Source organism: Ignavibacteriales bacterium, from assembly GCA_020635255.1.
In the GTDB taxonomy this organism is placed as follows: Bacteria; Bacteroidota; Ignavibacteria; order Tepidaquicellales; family Tepidaquicellaceae; genus JAEYVS01.
Genome location: JACKAC010000001.1, coordinates 273,789 through 292,396 on the forward strand (window position 1 = coordinate 273,789; position 18,608 = coordinate 292,396).

Below are 18,608 nucleotides of genomic sequence, written 5' to 3' on the forward strand. Positions count from 1 at the left end.
TCGGTTCATAAATCTATCAGCTTGATATTATGAGAAGGAAAGGAAATCTAATTGCTGTAATTTTCTGCCTGGCATTCCTGCTCTCCGCGTGCGATAGAGCTCCCGTCCCCGAAAAATTATCTATATCCGTCCGGGATAATCTCAATCTCCTCATGAAAGATGCGCAATTCGTGATGTACATGAATTTCAAATCCATGCGCAATACCGATTTCTGGAAAAGAAACGTCTCCGATTCAATACTTACGGCGGAAAAAACATTCGGCAGTATCCTTAACCTTTTCGGCAAAGCCACAGGGGCGACGATCTCGAACGGGCTCGACGAACTGTATTACGCAAATTCATGGTTCGGAGAAAACTCCATCGTATTAAAAGGTGTATTCGATAAGTCTAAACTGGATGCTTACATAGAAAGCGATTCGAACTTTACAAAGATCAAATATTCCGACGGATTGGAAGTATATAAAAGCATAACCGACAATCTGTTTTTCTATCTAAAAGACGAGGTCACGATCTGCGCTAGTAACTACCAGACACAGCTCGACAGGATGATGCAGATGACAGACACATCAAAAAACGGTATGCTCTCTAACGAAACACTTATGAATGCGGTAGATGGTACACTTTATAAAAAGAACCTCATGATGGTTTCCACGGAAAAGATGTTCATACGGGGTGTATTCCTTAACTTCCTAGGAGGCGGTACCGGAGGTATGAATCCCGGCGAGGAAGAACAGCAGTCTCCGGATTCTCCGGCAGGCGATATAGGAACACTCTATGAGAATGTGAATTCGATCGGGTTCTCCGTGAATATGGAAACTGATCTAAAGCTTATTGTGCAGTGTGGATGCATAAACGACGAGTCGGCGAATAAGATCCGTAAACTTATAAACGGGCTTCTTACATTTTCAAAACTGGGTACGGCATTAAAAAGCGAGGAAGAGAAAAGCGCGACTGAGGAAATGCTGAACAGTATCGAAGTCAAAAACTATGGAAGTGACGTATTTCTTGAGATAAATGTGAACGATCAGAATATCGCCGATTTTCAGAAAAAGAAATTTATAGAAGAATCACCCTCTCCCTAAGCCTCGACCGAAGCTTTTTCTTCAGCCTTAAATTTCTCCAGTAGCTTCACGTCATCTTCACTGCCTATGAATAGAGGAACTCTCTGGTGAAGGCTTTCCGGTTGTATTTCGAGTATCCTGTTATGTCCGTCCGAACTCCTGCCTCCTGCCTGTTCGATTATGTAACTGAGAGGGTTTGCTTCATACATAAGACGGAGCTTGCCGTTCTTATTCTTGTTATCTGCCGGATAGAGAAAGATTCCTCCATAAAGCAGGTTACGGTGAAAGTCAGCTACCAGCGAACCTACATAACGTGATGAATAGGGGCGTCCGCTTTCCGGGTCGTTTTCTTTTAGGTAGGAAATATATTTCTGTACGCCCGGTGACCATTTATTCGTGTTTCCTTCGTTTACCGAAAAAGTACGGGATTTTTTAGGAGTCTGTATGTTTTCATGGGAAAGTAGGAATTCGCCTACGGAAGGATCGAGTGTGAACGCATGAACACCCTTTCCCGCGGTATAAACAAGAACCGTACTCGACCCGTAAATAACATACCCTGCCGCTAATTGCTCCACGCCTTTTTGAAGGCAGTCCTCGATAGTACCCAGACCGCATTCGGACACGCGTTTGTAGATCGAAAATATTGTCCCAATGGAAATGTTTGCTTCTATATTTGATGAACCGTCGAGCGGATCGAAGTGGCATACGTATTTATTTGTGACGAATTTATTTTCAGCGAACTTCTCATCGACGGGAATGAATGTCTCTTCCTCTTCCGTACATACGGCGCAAACATGACCTCCGGCTTTAAGCACGTTTGTTAGGATCTCGTTTGCATATACATCGAGCTTTTTAACCTCCTCATCCTGCACATTCTTCTGCCCGGTAAAGCCAAGTATATCGATTAGCCCGGCGCGGTTGACTTCCTGAGAGATGACCTTACAAGCAAGCGCTATATCCGCCAGCATATCGGACATTTGTCCGGTAGCCTCAGGGTATTTGCGCTCCTCGTCTATTATGTGTCTGTAGAATGTGTTAAATTTTGTGTCCATCTCGCGGAATTGATTATTAATTTAAAAGATATAGTATTTTTATACTAAAATTTCAACGAATATACTAAAAGCCGGTGCCTTTTATAGCAATTTAAGTTTAAATTTTACCAATAATAAGTTATTTTCGTTTACAAATGAAGGTATTGTTTATATACATATTAATGGTATTATTGCCGGGATTTGTGTTTTCCCAGCAGATTGCGCTTACTTTTGACGATGCGCCCAGAAAAGACGGTGCGCATTATACGGGAAAACAGCGCACGGAGATCCTTATACAAAAGCTAAGGGACAAAAATGTACCGGCAGTAGCATTTTTCTGCATCGGGAGGGATCTGGATGCCGTGGAGAGGGAAAGACTAATGATGTACGCAAACGCCGGGCATTTTATCGCAAATCATACCTATTCCCATAGAAGCATTAAAACGCTTGGGGTAGATGGTTATATTGATGACATTCGAAAGGCTGACGTAATACTAAAGGAATTTCCGAATTATAAATACTGGTTCAGGTATCCGTTTCTGGACGAAGGTAAGGATGTCGATTCCAGGGACAGGATCAGGACAGCGCTGACAGATATGGGTTATGTCAATGGTTATGTAACGGTTGATAATTACGACTGGTATCTGGAAAAATTATTCCAGGACGCGCTTATTGCTAGCAAGCCCGTTGATTATTACAAGCTCAAAAATATTTACATTCAGCATTTGTGGAATAGCATAAAATTTTATGATGACATGGCTAAGGAAGTAATAGGCAGGTCACCCAAACATGTACTTCTACTCCATGAAAACGATCTTGCCGCGATGTATATAGACGAGTTGATAGACTTTTTGCGGGAAAAGGGTTGGGAGATAATTTCTCCGGAGGAAGCGTACACTGACCCTATATCGCAGATTGTGCCCGACGTGCTTTTAAATGGACAGGGAAGGATCGGCGCGATCGCAAAAGAAAAGGGTTATACGGGACCCTTTGCGCAGGATACAGAGGATAGCGATTACCTCGATAAGTACATCGAAGAGACAGGAGTGTTTAAGTGATACCTGAAATAGAGAAAAGATTTAACGACGATGTTCTTTTGGAAGTACTAAGCAGGTATGGAGTAAAGAAAGAGGATATAAAAGACCTCGGAGGATTTGAAAGCCACGTTTATGAATTTGCCCGGAACGGAAAGGAATACATACTAAAAATAACTCATAGCATAAGGCGGACCGAAAATTACATTATGGGTGAGGTAGATTTTGTGAATTACCTGGCTGATAATGGAGTCCCCGTCGCGAGAGTTGTACCGTCGGTGAATAATAAACTTGTAGAGATAGTTCCGGAAAATGATGACCACTACTTTCTTGCTTATGCGTTCGAAAAGGTATATGGTGAAGACCCGGAGGGCAGAATAACCGATGAGGTAGTATTCAATATCGGTAAAGCGGTCGCAAAGATGCATGCGTTATCTATGAAATATGAACTGCCTGACAGTTCTTTTATAAGGGAAAGGTGGAATGAAACGGATCTTTTCACCAATTACGCCGAATATCTTCCGCCTGGTTCGGAGTTGCTTGAGCAGAGGATTGGCGAAACGCTTGAAATGATTGGTCAATATCCGGAAGCAAAAGATAGCTTTGGTTTGATCCACGGCGACGTGCATCATGGTAATTTTTTCGTTAGAGAGGACGACATAGTGTTGTTCGATTTTGACGACTTGGAAACCCATTATTTTGTAAGTGACCCGGCAGTGTCGTTGTATTACCAGCTTCCCCGTGATGTTGAAAAAAGGAAGGAGTATGCTGATTTCTTTCTAAAGAATTTTATAAAAGGGTACCGGACGCATAATGATTTCAAAAAGGAATGGCTTGAGGCAATGCCGGATTTCTTGAAGCTAAGAGACGTCTTGCTGGCTGTGGTGATATATCAGGCTTTCGATTTTAGCAAAATAAATGACGAAACTAGAGGACGGTATCTTAAAAGGATTGAAAATATAAACAATAGAGTTCCTGTAGTTGATATGGACTTTACAAAATATTATTAGTTATGAAGATCGTATATAACGTGTTTTACATATTTGCTTTAATTCTGCTTTTCGTAGCGCTAATGGGGGGCTCGATGACAAAGTCTGTCTTCGATTCCATATCTGAAGAGACGCTTGAGTTTGCAGGTATAAATAAAGCCGATATAGATTCAGCAGATGATAGGATCGACGACGTGTTTTATTCTGCTAAGAAAGTAGAATTGCAGATAGAGAAACTGAAGAATCTTTTTTCGCAGGATAAGATAGACGAGAGCAAATACCAGAGGGTAAAAAATAATTTCATCTACAAAACGTTTTATCAGCCTCTTGTGATAATGTTTAATTACGTGTACAGGATTTTCTTTTGTGTGGCAGCGGTGTTTTTCTTTCTATTCGGTGTAGTGTCCCATTTAATTTACAGGAATCTGGATTTACGAAGGCGCGTGAAGGAATTGGAGCGCATTGTCTTCTTAGAAAAAATGGCAGACTGATTTTGACAAAGATAATCAAAGATGTTGAGACAGCCGCGCGTGAGATTTCCGCCGGAAATCTGGTGGCTCTGCCTACGGAAACTGTTTATGGGCTTGGAGCAAACGCTTTGGATGCCGACGCTGTTTTAAAAATATATGAAGTAAAGGAACGCCCTAAATTCAATCCGCTAATAGTGCATGTTCATAGTGTAAATGATATTGAAAAATATGCATCAAATATACCCGAAGTTGTGTATAATCTAATGGAGGAGTTTTCTCCCGGTCCTATTACGTATATCCTTGAGCGTAAGGATATTATACCTGATATAGTGTGTGCGGGACTGGAAACAGTTGCGATAAGGATACCTTCACACGAGCTATTTCGTGAGGTGTTAGAGCTGACCGGTCTGCCGGTCTCTGCTCCCTCTGCCAATAGGTTTGGGCGTGTATCACCAACCAGCGCTGAGGACGTGTTAAAAGAACTGGATGGTAGGATAGAATATATCCTGGATGGAGGTAAATGCGAGATTGGAATAGAGTCGACGGTTGTGAGTTATGTAAATGACACTTTAGAAATACTGAGACCGGGATATATCTCAAAAGAAGACATAGAAAAGGTAGCTGGGAAGGTGGAGGAGAGAAGTACTTCCGGAAAGATCAATTCACCGGGAATGATAAAGTACCATTACTCTCCGCGCACACCCCTGTATATAACAGGCTATGAAAATATGGATAAGTATAGAGATATGGAAAACATAGGTATCCTTGACGTTAAAAGATACGATGACATCAAAGAGCTTGCGGTTAACTTGTTCTCGGAAATGAGGGAGCTTGATGAAAGAGGCTACAATTATATCGTTACGTCAAAAGTAAAAAATGAGGGAATAGGAAGAGCAGTAAACGACAGATTGTACAGAGCCGCGAGAGGTTTTATTCTGAATGTTAATAATGAAATGAAATTTATAGAGAAATAATATCATGCCCGACGACAGGATAGAAATATCATTCGAAAATAATGACGGTGACAATCAAGAAAAAGATTCTTCCTCTAATGAGGAAAGAATAGTTATTGATTTTGGTGAAAGTGAGAAACCCGAGGACAAAGTTGAGGAGAAGGTTCAGGAAAACCAAGAAGAGAAGGAAGAAGAAATCATCGAACCATCACTAACCGACGGGATATTAGCATCGAAAATAAATTCGTTTTACAAAGCTGGCAAAGAAGTGAACGGATTCTATCCTTCCGACATAAAATTTCCCGAAGGCATCGAGCATGGATTTAGGGAAGGAGCAAAGATAGAACTTAACGACTCATTCCTGAATTCCATTCTTGAAAACAATAAATTTATTATACTTGCCTCGGTAACCGGAGCGATATACTTTGTAGATAGATTCAAAAAACAATTGCATTCAAAGATTGTGATGCCGGGCGATTCATTTGAAAAGACCGGTCTGGTTCATAATAATATCCTGTATATAAATTCGGTCGGCTCGCTTCATAAGATCAACGAAGACCAGATGGAAAACGGTACGCCCGGCGAATTGCTCTATAAATGCGAGCTTGGATTCTACATCTGGAGTAGCCTCAACCGTGAAAATAATACCATCGCCTTCCTCGAATACAGCCCATCCGAGAGAAAGGGAAATATCGTCCTTTACGACATTATCACCTCACAGCTTACATTTAAAAACAGTTTCCCGGTAAATTCCTCACTGAATCAAATATTGTGCATCATCGACGGGAAAACATACTTTATTGCTGATAACTATCTGTATACATGCGATATAAATTCTAGTCACATTGACCGTACCCACACCGGTTTAGAGATCGGCGAGACCTGTTTTTTACTTGGAAATGGCAATAAACTTTACCTTACAAGCAAAGACGGTAAGGTATATTTTCTTGATAATAACAGCGGGGAGTTTAAGTATACAGGAATCTGTGAACATTATATAAACTCCATAGCGGGGTGCGCGGGGAATGTGTACACGGGCGCTAGTGAGGGGTGGAGATATTATGATGGGCGGGGGGTGCTGGTGTACTCGCATGAGGATGTGGAGGAGAACAGGATAGAGGCGGTGAGCGAGCATGTGCTGGTAGTATCGAGGCGGAACAAAATCGTGTTTCATAATCTGAGCCGACTGCAGGAGGCGGAGGGATTTGTGATAAAGACGAAGGACGATTCTGTTGTGCAGGAGATATTTTCCGCCATAATTTCGTTTAATGAGATATATACGCTGACAAAGCAGGGGGTATTAAGCTCCTTTACAAATGATAAACTGAACATTCACGTTTGATGAGGTATTTATTACGCATATCGGTCATATTTTTATTTACTGTCGTAACTACATACGCACAGAATAACTATGTATTCCTATTCGATAATTCCGGCAGTATGTCGGGATACTACAGGCAGAGTAACAGTTCATTCAGGCTGTTCTCTAAGGCGCTGATAAAGAACTCCGTAAAGCAGGGGGATCATGCCGACATAATGCTGTTTTCCAAGACGGAGCCGGACAGGGGTATGCAGTCACCCAAGGGTATCTTTAGCGGGGGCGCGAGTGAACTGAACCTCGAAGCAGTGATGAAAGAGTTCCAGATACAGCGAGCAGGTGACGGGAAGTTCGGAAGAACAGACCTCATCGAAGCGCTGGATAAAGGTATAGCTTCGCTGGATAACGAAAAGGGTATCATATGGCTCGTAACGGATAACATAAATGACAACAGCGGGAGCGGTGACATGTCGTACCAGAACACGCTGGATTTTTATCAGAGGCTAAGAACGGACGCAAACATCAGGAAGATCCTGCTCTACCCGATCCCTGAGTTCATAGTAGAGGACGGTGATACGGCTAAGGGCTACGTCGTTTACGGGATGGTGTATTCCCCTGAGCCATTGACACAGGCGCAACTGTCAGATTATGATAAGATACTGAGGGGCATTGGGATAAAACAAAAACCCATTACATTAAAACCGCTCGACATAGGCACAATTGTACTACAGCCACAAAAGACGCAGAGCCAAATTTCCAGAGGCAAACTTTATTTCGACGGCAAGACGCTGAGGGGATTCGATTTTGAGGAGGGAGAGCCGGTAAAGGAAATATTCAATGACCTCTCTTTAAAATCAAATCTCTACCCATATATTATTAAAAGCGCGAAGCTGAGCGTAAGGCTGGATAATTTTTCGTCGTCAGATTATTCCGTCAAGTCGATGGGTACACAGACAATCACCCCATCGACCGTAAGCAATGTATCGCCGGAAGGTGAAGTAACTGGATTTGCCATTACTTTTAATCTCCCTGAAATATCACCGAACTTTTCTTTTAACACGATATTCAAGGAAGATTTCACAGTGGGGGGAAACCTGATACTGGAGGTGTCTGACGTGGAGATAGAGCTGGATCAGGCGTACATGGACCAGTTCAGACAATTATTTGCGCTCCAGACCGTACCCGAAATATTTCAGCCAGTATTAAAGGATAAGAGGATAACGACTGATATTCCGCTGGAGATTCGTATATTATACGGACCGTGGAGGACATTTGTGCTCATAGGATTAATTGCCCTGCTGGTGGTAATTATTGGACTCCTGGCATTTCTATTGTTCAGAAAACGCTGTTTTGGGCTGAAAATCAATAATGAGGAAATGGGTGTTTGTGTTACTCCAATTTCCTCTTATTCCGTATCACATGGCTATTCTCCAGAACTGGGAAAAATCAAGAAATCTTTATTTGGAGATCTGCGTTTTCATTATTCAAAGCGTACATCTACACCGGGCAAAAGTGTTAGCCTGGTGGAAGGTTTGCCTATAGAAATAGATTATGAGGATGAAGACCTGAAGCCAGTAAAGATATTATTGAGCATAACAAATTCCGCCAAATCATCCGAGAGCGACGAGCATTTCGGGGAGGGGCTTTCTGAGTTTTATTAATCGTGCAATTTAATAATTATAAAATAAATTATATATTTGATGAATATTTACGATTTATGAAGTATTAACTGAATAGATCAGTTCTGTTGAGAATAACTCTAAATATAGTTCTGCTTTTTTTAACACTCCCTGCGGTAATCTCATTTGCGCAAGATAATCCCAATTCATTTTCGACCGATGCCACACTCTCATTCCGTGATACAACAATCAGGATAGGAAGTGAATTTATCATGCAGTACTCCGAAAAGATAACGCTGGACTCCGGTATTACCCTCAAGCCGTCGGATTACAAAATAGATTACAGGAACGGGGAGATCACATTTGACAAAAGCATATTCACCATATATAATCTAGACACTTCCAAGACGTATTCACTCAAGATCAATTACGATATATTCCCATATAAATTTCCCAACGAGTTTTCAAATTTCGATCTCACGCTCGAAAAGGACACCGTAACGGGAGATACAGTTCAGATCGCCACACAAAAAACGGACTTCATCGACAACATATTCGAAGGAACTGACCTGGAGAAATCGGGAAGCCTCTTCAGAGGTTTTACATTCGGTTCTAACCGGGACGTGACGCTTAATTCGGGATTCAGATTAAAGATGAACGGAAAAGTAACATCAGACATAGAGATCACCGCCGCGCTGACAGATGAAGACACACCAATACAGCCCGAAGGGAACACCCAGAAACTGCAGGAACTGGATAAAGTCTTTATCGAGCTGAGGAGCAATAATATTACATCCACGATAGGTGACATAGACATCAATATGCAGAAGAGCGAGTTCGTCAATTTCAGCAGGAAGATTCAGGGCGCGAAAGGATACGGCGATTTCGGGTTTGGCGACCTGTTCTTTGCGGGAGCGGTATCGCGCGGAAAGTACGCAACGAATTCCTTTAACGGACTTAATGGTGTGCAGGGACCATACAGACTAATCGGCAACGATAACGAGGTGGATATACTCGTGCTATCAGGAAGCGAGAAGGTTTACCTGGACGGCATCGTAATGACAAGGGGTGATAACGCAGACTATACAATAGATTACGGGATAGGGGAGATCACATTTACAAACAACAGGATCATCAACAGTAATTCCCGTATCGTGGTGGATTTTGAATATTCTGACAGGCGGTATTCCCGTACATTGCTGGCCGGTAACGGTTCCACAGCACTCATAGGGAAAGACCTTACGCTTGGGGTTTCGTATGTGAATGAATTCGACAGTAAGGATAACACAATAGATTTCGAACTCAGCGACCAGGATAAGCAGATACTGGAAAATGCAGGGAGTGACAGATTCAGCGCAACGAAATCGGGCGTAACGAACGTAGGTATCGATTCTGCTACTGGAGTAGGCAACGGATATTACATCTATGTACAGGACTCAGTACTTAGCAGTAATGACACGGTTTCGTTTTACAGGTTCTCACCGGGTACAGACAGCTCGATATACCAGGTAACTTTTTCCTTCGTCGGGCAGGGCAATGGCAGTTACATAAAGAGAAGCACTTTTGAATACGATTTCGCTGGCATAAACGGAGGAAATTATGATACGATAGTATTTATTCCAATACCAACGGCTTACCAGGTGGGTAATCTAAATCTCACTTACTCGCCGGGAAAGAATAAGGAATTTACACTCAACCTGGAGACCGCATATTCATACCTCGACGGGAATTTATACTCGACTGACCCAACGAGCAAGGTCGGGGGAGTTGCATTTAACGGGTCGGTAGGATATACCAAGAATAACTTTAAGCTGTTCGGATTCGAAATGAACAACGTTAAAGTTTCTTTTGAGAACAGGGTTATAAACAAAGATTTTAATTCGCTGGACAGGATCAACCCGGTGGAATTTAACAGGAATTTTAACGTTCAGGATTCAAGTAAGCTTACCGAAAATTTAAGATTGGGTACGCTGAGCTTCTCACCGTCCCAGCATTTCAGTCTTAGTTACAATTACGGTCAGCTACTTAGAGGCGATGAATTTAACTCACTGCGGAATATCGGTAAGGTAGAATTTCGAGGAGATTCACTTGGTCTGCCCTACGCTGAATATTCGATGGAGATACTTAACAGCGAATATACTCCGACGTCATTAAAGGGGGACTGGATAAAGCACTCAGCAGAGGTCGGTTACAAAAAGCCATTGGGTGAGAGCGTATTTAATTCACCCTACCTGGAAGTAAAAATGACATACTTTAATGAGGATAAAGAGGATAAGGTGAATAATGGCTCATTCGACAGTTTGCAGGCGAGCAGTTTCGCTGATTATATTCTGACTCCAAGCGTATCGCTTAATAATATACTCAATTTTGATATGTATGCAGAATATTCATACAGGAAAGATAAAGAGGATAACCTGGGACAGATGATAGACCTTTCAAATACATATACGCAGAGGTTCGGACTGGTATATAAGGGGCTTCAATGGTTGTCAATTGGTGCTGACGTGGGGATCCAGGATAAACAATACACACAGGAGGGCATACAGCTGGGCAACGCGGATAATCTTGCCGTGCTCGTAAATTCACAGGTGAGAATCGATCCTTTCGACGGAGGTGTGCGGACGGATCTGTACTATAAGGTTGCCAGCGAGAGAACTGCAAAGATAGAGAGACTTTTTGTGTTCGTCGGGATAGGGCAGGGAAACTATAAATACGTAGGTGATCTCAATAATAACGGGTTACAGGATGAGAATGAATTCGAGCTGACCAATTATGATGGTGATTATGTAAGGTTGAATATTCCGCTTGATGAATTTTTTCCAACGGTTGCTCTCAATTCGTCAGCACGTATAAACATTAAGCCGTGGAAATTCTTTAACGTAAAGACAGGAAGTATTTTCTGGGATATTTTTAATAACCTGAGTATGGAGACGTTCTTTAGGGTGGACGAAAAGAGCAAAGATCCCAATACTGATAACGTTTATTTTATACGGTTGAATACTTTTCTGAACGATTCAAATACCGTACAGGGGCTTCAATTATTTCAGCAAGACATAAACGTATTCGAGAATAACCCGGATTATTCCCTCCGCGCGAGATTTTTACAGCAAAGGGGAGCTAACCAGCTGAGCGTGGGTAATGAAAATTCGTTACACATCGAAAAGTCTGTGCGCCTAAAGCTGGCTCTCACCGAGGATATCGGCACACAGCTGGACTTTTCCAACATCACTGACAGGAATATAATCCCCGTTACATCTATAAGGAATAGGAACGTTAACACGGACAATACATCGGTAGATTTTTCATACACACCCGTTAAGGAGATCGAGAGCGGGTTTACATTCGGATTTGCGAGGGCAACGGACTTCTTCCCCACAGTGCCAACGGACGCCGATATCAATCAGCAGATTTTGAGATTTATTTATTCATTTATAGGTGCAGGCAGGATAAGGCTGGAACTAGAGAGGGATGAGGTGCTTCTAAGTAACAGCAATGTGGCGATACCATACGAACTGACAAACGGCAGGGTAGAGGGTAAAAGTTATTTTTGGAGAGCTATACTCGATTATTCCCTGACGAAAAACATACAGGCTTCGGTTAATTATAACGGAAGGATAGAAGGATCGAACAGGGTGATACACACGGGACAGGCACAGGTAACGGCTTTCTTTTAATTATTCTTCTGCCAGAAGCTCATTAATGACGGCTTCAGTCTTTTTGTAACCTTTTTCCCCAACCTTTTTGTATCTTTCGACACCATTTTTATCCAATACGAAGATAGTTGGCCATGCATGAACGTCGTAGTTGTACCAGTTCTTAAATTCATTGTCGATAAGCACAGGGTACTCAATACCGAGCTCTTTTACATTATCTCTTACATTGTCAGGGTTTCTCTCGTTATCGAATTCCGGGCAGTGGATGCCGATGATCTCGAGTCCTTTGTCTTTGTATTTGCCGTACCATTCGTTAAGGTGAGGAATGGTATTGGTGCAGTTGTAGCATCCGAAGGTCCAGAATTCTATTAGGACGACTTTACCTTTGAGTTTTTCGAGAGTAAGGTTTTCGTTCGTATTTATCCAGTCACCGGTAGTGGTGATCTCGTTTGCGGGATCGTCGGTAATATTAGAGGGTGTATTATTTGTGATGTTGTTGGTGAAAAATTCGGGTTCGTCATCGCGATCATCTGTAACGGCAACAGCGTTGTAGATACCGACGGATAATGCGCCGATGATTATTAGTCCTCCGAGAAGCAGTCCGGTCTTCATGTTATGGTATTTGATTTGCTTTAGTAATAACTAAAATAGGTATTTACCGATAAAAGTTCAAAATGAGCAGGAAGTAAATATGGGAAAATGTTTGTTATGATGGTGTAGGAACTCAGCCGTTTTTCAGCATTTAAAATAATGAATAAAAATCGCATTTTATGGTTCTGTATCGAGAGTATGGAAATGCGTATTTTCCGTATAAATAGCCGCTTAAGTAGCTATATTTTTAGAATCTTACGGAACAATATAGATGGATATTCGCTATAATAGATATAGTTACAATAAGGTGAATTAAAAACATTAGATGCCCGATAAGAAAGTAAATAACGACGAGAATTTAAACCCGGATAACGAATCGGATAAACCGCAGGACCAGGATCCGGCTGTAAAGAAGGAGAAGGTCCAATCCGGGAAGAAAAAACCATCGGAAAAGACGGCCAAAGATAAGCAAGAGTCGAAAGATGAGTCGAAAGATGAGTCGAAAGATGAGCAGGATTCGTCGGAGACTCCTATAAAAAAATCAAAGAAACAAACCGATAAAACCGCAGACAGCAATTACCAGGTGAGTCTGGTAGATGAGAATACGCTCAAGATAAAGATAAAAACGGATAAAGGAGTATCTCTTAATTCCAAGGTAGGCGGGAAGGATGTACTGCCAGAGGGTGTGGATGACCTGCTTAAGAGGCTGGGGTCGGGAAAAGAGGGTGAAATCGAAATCGAGATATCGATAAACCCGGAAAAGAAAACACCTGTCACAGAGGACAAGGGAGATTCCGAAAAGAAAGAAGAAGTCTCAGGTAAAGAACAATCCGACGAAACATCTTCAGATGTACTCACGCCAAATCCCGAAGTACAGGAGATAGTGGACAAAACCGTACCACTCGAAGAGGAGCTTTCCGAAGAAGATATATTGCGTGAGAAAATTGGAAAGAAAAGCCCGTATAATATTGCACGGATCATTTACGCCCGCAATTTCCAGATCGGATTGATCGGGGGGGTGATCATTTATCTTATACTGATATTCTCGTTTTATGCGGTAGCGTCAAAGGATGAGATAGTGGAAGAAGCTCCTCAACAAAGGCTTATAGTAATACAGGATCTTCCCGATCCTAAGATAAAACTCGAAAACATCGAAGATCCGAATGCTCCTCCAGAAGAAGAAAAGACGGAAGAGGACGGGACTATACCGAAAAGGATACCTACAATAAGAAGGAATTTTAACCGTCCACCTATTACGAAAAACCCGGTAAAAGATACCAATACAGTAAAGGATACAACAGGCTTAGCGGATACGAATACGGTAAGGGACACGTCGACGGCATCAGGTAATTCAATCCCAGACTCGCTGATGCAGCCATATTCGGGTAATGATATAGGATTGATCATGAATTATCCTAACAATTGGAAACTGGTCGATTCGAGGGAAATAAATGTAAATGTCGAAAAATTTGAAGGTGTGGTAATGGCAGATACGACAGTTAAAGAAGGTACATTCAATATGTTTGTAAGATTGGACCCACAGGGGAAACCCTTCGATAGGAACCGCTATAAAAATCCTTTTGACATGAATGACTCTACAATAACCGCCTTTAGTGCGGATCCGGAGGAATCTGCCGGAAAGATAGAGTATCATTTTTATCTTCTGGGGAATAAAAATCTTGAGGCTTATGCTGTAGTAGACGCGGATAAATTCGAGGAGTATAAAGCCGCGGTAGAGGCAGTAGTGAGGACAATATCATTTGCTCCGCCTCCTCCACAATAAAGAGTGTAATAAAAAAGCCCGCTAGATGCGGGCTTTTTTATTGTCCAAAACTATTCTTATAAGTTAGGGAAGAAGAAGCTAACCTCTCTAACCCCATTTTCAACCGAATCCGATCCGTGAACCGCATTTTCGGCTTTAGAGTCGGCGAATTTCTTTCTAATCGTACCTTCTTCCGCTTCGGCTGGATCGGTAGCACCTATGAGCTTTCTCCAGTCTGCGACAGCGTTGTCTTTTTGGAGAGCGATCGGGATACAGGGTCCCGATGTCATAAAATCTACCAGGTCGTTATAAAACGGTCTTTCTTTGTGAACTTCGTAAAACTCCTGAGCTTGCTCTTTGCTAAGGTTCATAAACTCCATACCAAGAATGTCAAATCCATTGTCTAATATCATCTGAATAATACTTCCCTCTACCCTTTTCTTTACGGCATCGGGTTTAATAATACATAAAGTTTTTTCCATCTGGATGCACTAATCCTTTCTTTTTATTATTTAAAGATGTTTAATTATGATCTATTCATTTGGCGGAGGAGAATCACCGTTCGGAGAAGAAGCGGTTTCCTCAAAATCAATTGGAGCGTGACTGATATTACACTTTTTCGGCAGATATTTCTTAAGTACAAGCTCCGTAACCGACGGACATGAGCCATTGCTTACGAGACCTGTTACCGTACAAATATTCGCCTCCTCGACATCATCCGGCATCAAGAAATATGCTATCGGGAATTCCATTTCGTCATAAAGATACTTCATGAATCTTCCCCAGATAGGCGCGGCGGCAACACCACCCTGTCCAAACGAACCCATCTTTATTCTAGCATCATCAAATCCAACCCATACACCTGCTACATACTGTGGAGTGAATCCAATGAACCAGGCATCTGTATGATTTTGTGAGGTTCCTGTCTTACCAGCGGCAGGTCTGTGGAAATAGTTTCTAACACTTGTTGCAGTTCCTTCGTTAATAACGTCTTCCATCATATCGCTCATTATGTATGCAACACCTTCGCTAAGAACTTCTTTTGTGTCAGGAAGAAACTCTTCTATCAGGTTTCCGTGTCTGTCTTCGATTCGTTTTATTGCGATAGGTTCTACCCATATACCGTCATTGGCAAATGTAGCATACGCATTCGTCATTTCGAGCGGTGTTACTTCGCCTGCTCCGAGAGACAACGAAAGGAAGTTGGGCAGTTCGGATTTAATACCCATATCGTGCGCCAGCGGTATCACCTCATCGATCGGCGCCAGCTCCATTGCCGTTCTAACAGCTATTACGTTGATTGATTTAGTAAGACCAAGTCTCATCGAGATCATTCCGCCGGTACCGCCTCCCTTGGGAGACCATATAGTACCACCCATATTGACACGGATCGGGTCGTTTGATATCATATAACCGGGTGAATAACCTTTATTAACCGCATCAGCATAAACGAACGGTTTAAAGGATGATCCGGGCTGTCTCTTCATTTGTGTAACCCTGTTAAGACCGTATTTGAAACGCCTGTCCGGATTCGATCCTACCATAGCTTTTATTTCACCGGTCTTTGGATCTATGCAGACAAAGGCTACCTGAACGGTCAGGGTCGTAGTTTTTACCGAATCAATGAAAGATTCTCTTTTGCGCATAGCATCGGAGACGGTTTTCCTTTGCTCTTCGGTAGTACATGCTTTATACTCTTCACTGTATTTAATAGACCGCTCTATAGCGTCCTTTAGAATTTCAGAATTTCTTCCCCAGCTCCAGTAATTATTAAACGATTTCTGGAATCCTCTTAATTGCTCAGTAATTGCTTTTTCGCCGGCTTTCTGAAACCGCGTATCGAGCGTAGTATAAACTTTGAGACCATCTCTATACAGGTCGTACCCGTATGTCTCGGCCTTTCTTTGAAGTATCTGCCTTACATATTCGGAAAACTGCGGTGCTATGGATTCGGATACGGATTCCTGCTTCTTATAGTTAACTTTTATCGGGTCATTCTTTACAAGCTCATACTGCGCATCGTCTATATAACCTTCCTCACGCATTGCATTGAGCACGATGTTCCTTCTCGTTAGACTGTTCTCAGGATTTTCTATCGGATCATACCGGGTAGGGGATTTCAAGAGTCCAACCAGGATAGCGCTCTCGTTTAAAGTCAGGTCCTTGGCGCTTTTGTCAAAATATGTTCTTGCGGCGGCTTCAATGCCGTGCGCACCTTTGCCGAAATATACTGTGTTAAAATAATATGCTAATATCTCTTTTTTTGTGTATGTCCGTTCCATCTGGATAGCCGTCATAGCTTCCCGGATCTTCCTGTTAAGTGTTACCTCCCTGCCTACATAGAGGTTTCCAGCCAGCTGTTGTGTAATAGTCGATGCTCCTTCGTTAGTGAGGTCACCGCTCAGGATATTTTTTACAAATGCCTGGAATATTCTTTGTACGTCTACTCCCCAGTGGTCGTAAAACTTCCTGTCCTCAATAGCTACCAATGCGTCGATAAGGTACGGCGGGAGACTGTCTATCGAGACGATCGTCCTATTTTGAAGATAAAATCTGTCTATTAGTACCCCGTCATCTGAATATATCTTAGTTGCTTCCTGCAGTTCCGGGTTTTCGAGTTCAGATAACGAAGGGAGTGTCTGAGAAAGGTAAAGTAAATACGCGAGTAACACGAAAAAGATAATGAATATGGAAAATAAGACTACCCTTATAGAGTATCTTTCTGCCGTGACCTTCTTTACTTTCTTTTTTCTGTAGTCTCTGTCTGATAAATATCTGTCGAGCTCTTCTCTTTTATTTCGCTTTCTTTTTGCCAATCTGATTTAATTACTTCGTTTGTTGTTTCGTGCTTCTCAATGTCGTAATATCTTTTAAGGCTGAAACTGCCGTCCGCAAAAACCCCAAAGGTGAAATTATCCATCCAGTCTCCAAGATTAATGTACCACCCGCTGCCTTCACTAAGCATCTCGGGATTATGCCTGTGTCCCATCAATACGTAATTGTATCCTTCGCGGATCTTTTCTTTCGCAAAGTCACGGAGTCCGTCTTTCTGAGAATAATCTTTTTTGCTGGTATGAACACGGGATTTGGACGATGTCCCTTTAGCAAGTCCTATCCCGATAGTGGGGTGCAGAAGCGAGTATAGAAATTGGCAAACTTTATTTCTAAGAATGGCGCGGGCTATTTTGTAACCCGTGTCGTTATATGCCAGTCCATCCCCGTGATGAATGAAAAACCTCTTCCCCTCTATAACTCTCTCAAAGGGTTCATCCAGGATATCTATCCCAAACTCATCCTTAAAATAATTACCTCGCCAGAAGTCATGGTTTCCGGCGAGGTAATAAACCTTGAGCCCGTTATCCATAAGCTCGGATAACTTAGCAAAAAATCTGTAAAACCCTTTTGGTACTACGTACTTATATTCTATCCAAAAATCGAATAGGTCACCAACTATGTAAAGCTCTTTTGCATCCTCTTTTATATCATCTAGAAATGAAACGAGAATGCTTTCTTTAAACTTTTCTTCTGTTTTATCGCCAAGTCCTAAATGCGCATCGGAAATAAAATAATAAGCATGTTTCATTTAAATGGATAAATATCCTATTTTATGGATATGTTCCTCGAAAAAGTGCTCTTTCCTATCTTACAAACACCATCCACAGAACTGCAGTAACCGAATTTGACCGAACCGGATATTGTAACTTTTCCGCTGGCGTTACTTGGTACCGTAAAATTATACTTTACAGTATTGTTCCCGAGATATTCGCCCGATCCGTTTCCGGAATAATCCTGCATACCGGCACCTTCGACTCCACCGCTTATGTTTACGGTAATGTTTGGAGTTTTAGGGATCTTTACACCTGACCCGGTTTTAAATTTAATGTATAATACACCGCTTTCTCCGGGATTGTATGATTTCTTATTTGTCCATACAGATAGATTAGGCTTTTTCTGACTGTAAGCATCAACTGTGGAAAATAGTGATATGGAGAAAGCCAAAACAAGTAATGAAAGTAAGGTCTTTTTGCTAAACATTGTTATCCTCATTTTTACTTAAGTTAATGTAATATAATTAAATTAGAAAATTTTGCAAAGACAAAATACATATAGTATTTATAGTGTTTTAA

The 18,608-nt window shown here is 41.9% G+C and carries 15 protein-coding genes; 9 read left to right on the forward strand and 6 right to left on the reverse strand.

Going from position 1 to position 18,608, the window contains the following annotated elements; translation table 11 throughout:
• The first annotated feature begins 29 nt into the window (after positions 1-29).
• On the forward strand, positions 30-1,082 hold the full coding sequence (locus H6614_01240; GenBank protein ID MCB9242280.1) for a hypothetical protein: 1,053 nt from the start codon (positions 30-32) through the stop codon (positions 1,080-1,082).
• Here H6614_01240 and fbp read toward each other — a convergent pair.
• Positions 1,079-2,113 (reverse strand): class 1 fructose-bisphosphatase, encoded by a 1,035-nt coding sequence (gene fbp, locus H6614_01245; protein ID MCB9242281.1) that lies wholly within the window; start codon positions 2,111-2,113, stop codon positions 1,079-1,081. The genes H6614_01240 and fbp overlap by 4 nt on opposite strands.
• A 134-nt stretch (positions 2,114-2,247) precedes the next feature.
• Between fbp and H6614_01250 the strand changes: the two genes are divergently transcribed.
• From H6614_01250 to H6614_01280, 7 genes are all read left to right on the forward strand, one after another.
• A complete protein-coding gene (locus H6614_01250; GenBank protein ID MCB9242282.1) occupies positions 2,248-3,150 on the forward strand; it encodes a polysaccharide deacetylase family protein in 903 nt (300 codons plus the stop codon).
• A complete protein-coding gene (locus H6614_01255) occupies positions 3,147-4,136 on the forward strand; it encodes a phosphotransferase (GenBank protein MCB9242283.1) in 990 nt (329 codons plus the stop codon). Before H6614_01250 ends, H6614_01255 begins: the two co-directional genes overlap by 4 nt.
• 2 nt (positions 4,137-4,138) lie before the next feature.
• Positions 4,139-4,606: a hypothetical protein gene (locus tag H6614_01260; protein MCB9242284.1), complete on the forward strand. Its 468-nt coding sequence runs from the start codon at positions 4,139-4,141 to the stop codon at positions 4,604-4,606.
• 2 nt (positions 4,607-4,608) lie between these two features.
• The gene (locus H6614_01265) at positions 4,609-5,559 is read left to right on the forward strand and encodes a threonylcarbamoyl-AMP synthase (protein ID MCB9242285.1); all 951 of its coding nucleotides are present in this window, start codon (positions 4,609-4,611) and stop codon (positions 5,557-5,559) included.
• A 4-nt stretch (positions 5,560-5,563) separates the two neighbouring features.
• Positions 5,564-6,880 (forward strand): hypothetical protein, encoded by a 1,317-nt coding sequence (locus H6614_01270; protein MCB9242286.1) that lies wholly within the window; start codon positions 5,564-5,566, stop codon positions 6,878-6,880.
• Positions 6,880-8,517: a VWA domain-containing protein gene (locus tag H6614_01275; GenBank protein ID MCB9242287.1), complete on the forward strand. Its 1,638-nt coding sequence runs from the start codon at positions 6,880-6,882 to the stop codon at positions 8,515-8,517. Before H6614_01270 ends, H6614_01275 begins: the two co-directional genes overlap by 1 nt.
• A gap of 86 nt (positions 8,518-8,603) precedes the next feature.
• Positions 8,604-12,149: a hypothetical protein gene (locus tag H6614_01280; GenBank protein ID MCB9242288.1), complete on the forward strand. Its 3,546-nt coding sequence runs from the start codon at positions 8,604-8,606 to the stop codon at positions 12,147-12,149.
• Here H6614_01280 and H6614_01285 read toward each other — a convergent pair whose 3' ends face one another.
• On the reverse strand, positions 12,150-12,740 hold the full coding sequence (locus H6614_01285; GenBank protein MCB9242289.1) for a redoxin domain-containing protein: 591 nt from the start codon (positions 12,738-12,740) through the stop codon (positions 12,150-12,152).
• 304 nt (positions 12,741-13,044) lie between these two features.
• Between H6614_01285 and H6614_01290 the strand changes: the two genes are divergently transcribed.
• The gene (locus H6614_01290) at positions 13,045-14,502 is read left to right on the forward strand and encodes a hypothetical protein (protein MCB9242290.1); all 1,458 of its coding nucleotides are present in this window, start codon (positions 13,045-13,047) and stop codon (positions 14,500-14,502) included.
• A 56-nt stretch (positions 14,503-14,558) separates the two neighbouring features.
• On the opposite strand, the gene ndk is transcribed toward H6614_01290, so the two are convergent.
• The 4 genes from ndk to H6614_01310 are packed head-to-tail and all read right to left on the reverse strand — an operon-like array spanning position 14,559 to position 18,516.
• The gene (gene ndk / locus H6614_01295) at positions 14,559-14,963 is read right to left on the reverse strand and encodes a nucleoside-diphosphate kinase (GenBank protein MCB9242291.1); all 405 of its coding nucleotides are present in this window, start codon (positions 14,961-14,963) and stop codon (positions 14,559-14,561) included.
• 51 nt (positions 14,964-15,014) lie between these two features.
• Positions 15,015-17,297, reverse strand: a complete 2,283-nt coding sequence (locus H6614_01300) for a PBP1A family penicillin-binding protein (GenBank protein MCB9242292.1) — start codon at positions 17,295-17,297, stop codon at positions 15,015-15,017.
• On the reverse strand, positions 17,219-18,064 hold the full coding sequence (locus H6614_01305) for a UDP-2,3-diacylglucosamine diphosphatase (GenBank protein MCB9242293.1): 846 nt from the start codon (positions 18,062-18,064) through the stop codon (positions 17,219-17,221). Before H6614_01305 ends, H6614_01300 begins: the two co-directional genes overlap by 79 nt.
• Before the next feature lie 17 nt (positions 18,065-18,081).
• Positions 18,082-18,516, reverse strand: a complete 435-nt coding sequence (locus H6614_01310; GenBank protein MCB9242294.1) for a hypothetical protein — start codon at positions 18,514-18,516, stop codon at positions 18,082-18,084.
• Positions 18,517-18,608: the final 92 nt, after the last annotated feature.

Bases quoted from the DNA above. Each gene is read 5' to 3' on its own strand.
- H6614_01310 (MCB9242294.1), bottom strand. From the start codon at position 18,516: ATGTTTAGCAAAAAGACCTTACTTTCATTACTTGTTTTGGCTTTCTCC.
- ndk (MCB9242291.1), bottom strand. From the start codon at position 14,963: ATGGAAAAAACTTTATGTATTATTAAACCCGATGCCGTAAAGAAAAGG.
- H6614_01305 (MCB9242293.1), bottom strand. From the start codon at position 18,064: ATGAAACATGCTTATTATTTTATTTCCGATGCGCATTTAGGACTTGGC.
- H6614_01240 (MCB9242280.1), top strand. From the start codon at position 30: ATGAGAAGGAAAGGAAATCTAATTGCTGTAATTTTCTGCCTGGCATTC.
- H6614_01290 (MCB9242290.1), top strand. From the start codon at position 13,045: ATGCCCGATAAGAAAGTAAATAACGACGAGAATTTAAACCCGGATAAC.
- fbp (MCB9242281.1), bottom strand. From the start codon at position 2,113: ATGGACACAAAATTTAACACATTCTACAGACACATAATAGACGAGGAG.
- H6614_01275 (MCB9242287.1), top strand. From the start codon at position 6,880: ATGAGGTATTTATTACGCATATCGGTCATATTTTTATTTACTGTCGTA.
- H6614_01285 (MCB9242289.1), bottom strand. From the start codon at position 12,740: ATGAAGACCGGACTGCTTCTCGGAGGACTAATAATCATCGGCGCATTA.
- H6614_01270 (MCB9242286.1), top strand. From the start codon at position 5,564: ATGCCCGACGACAGGATAGAAATATCATTCGAAAATAATGACGGTGAC.
- H6614_01250 (MCB9242282.1), top strand. From the start codon at position 2,248: ATGAAGGTATTGTTTATATACATATTAATGGTATTATTGCCGGGATTT.
- H6614_01260 (MCB9242284.1), top strand. From the start codon at position 4,139: ATGAAGATCGTATATAACGTGTTTTACATATTTGCTTTAATTCTGCTT.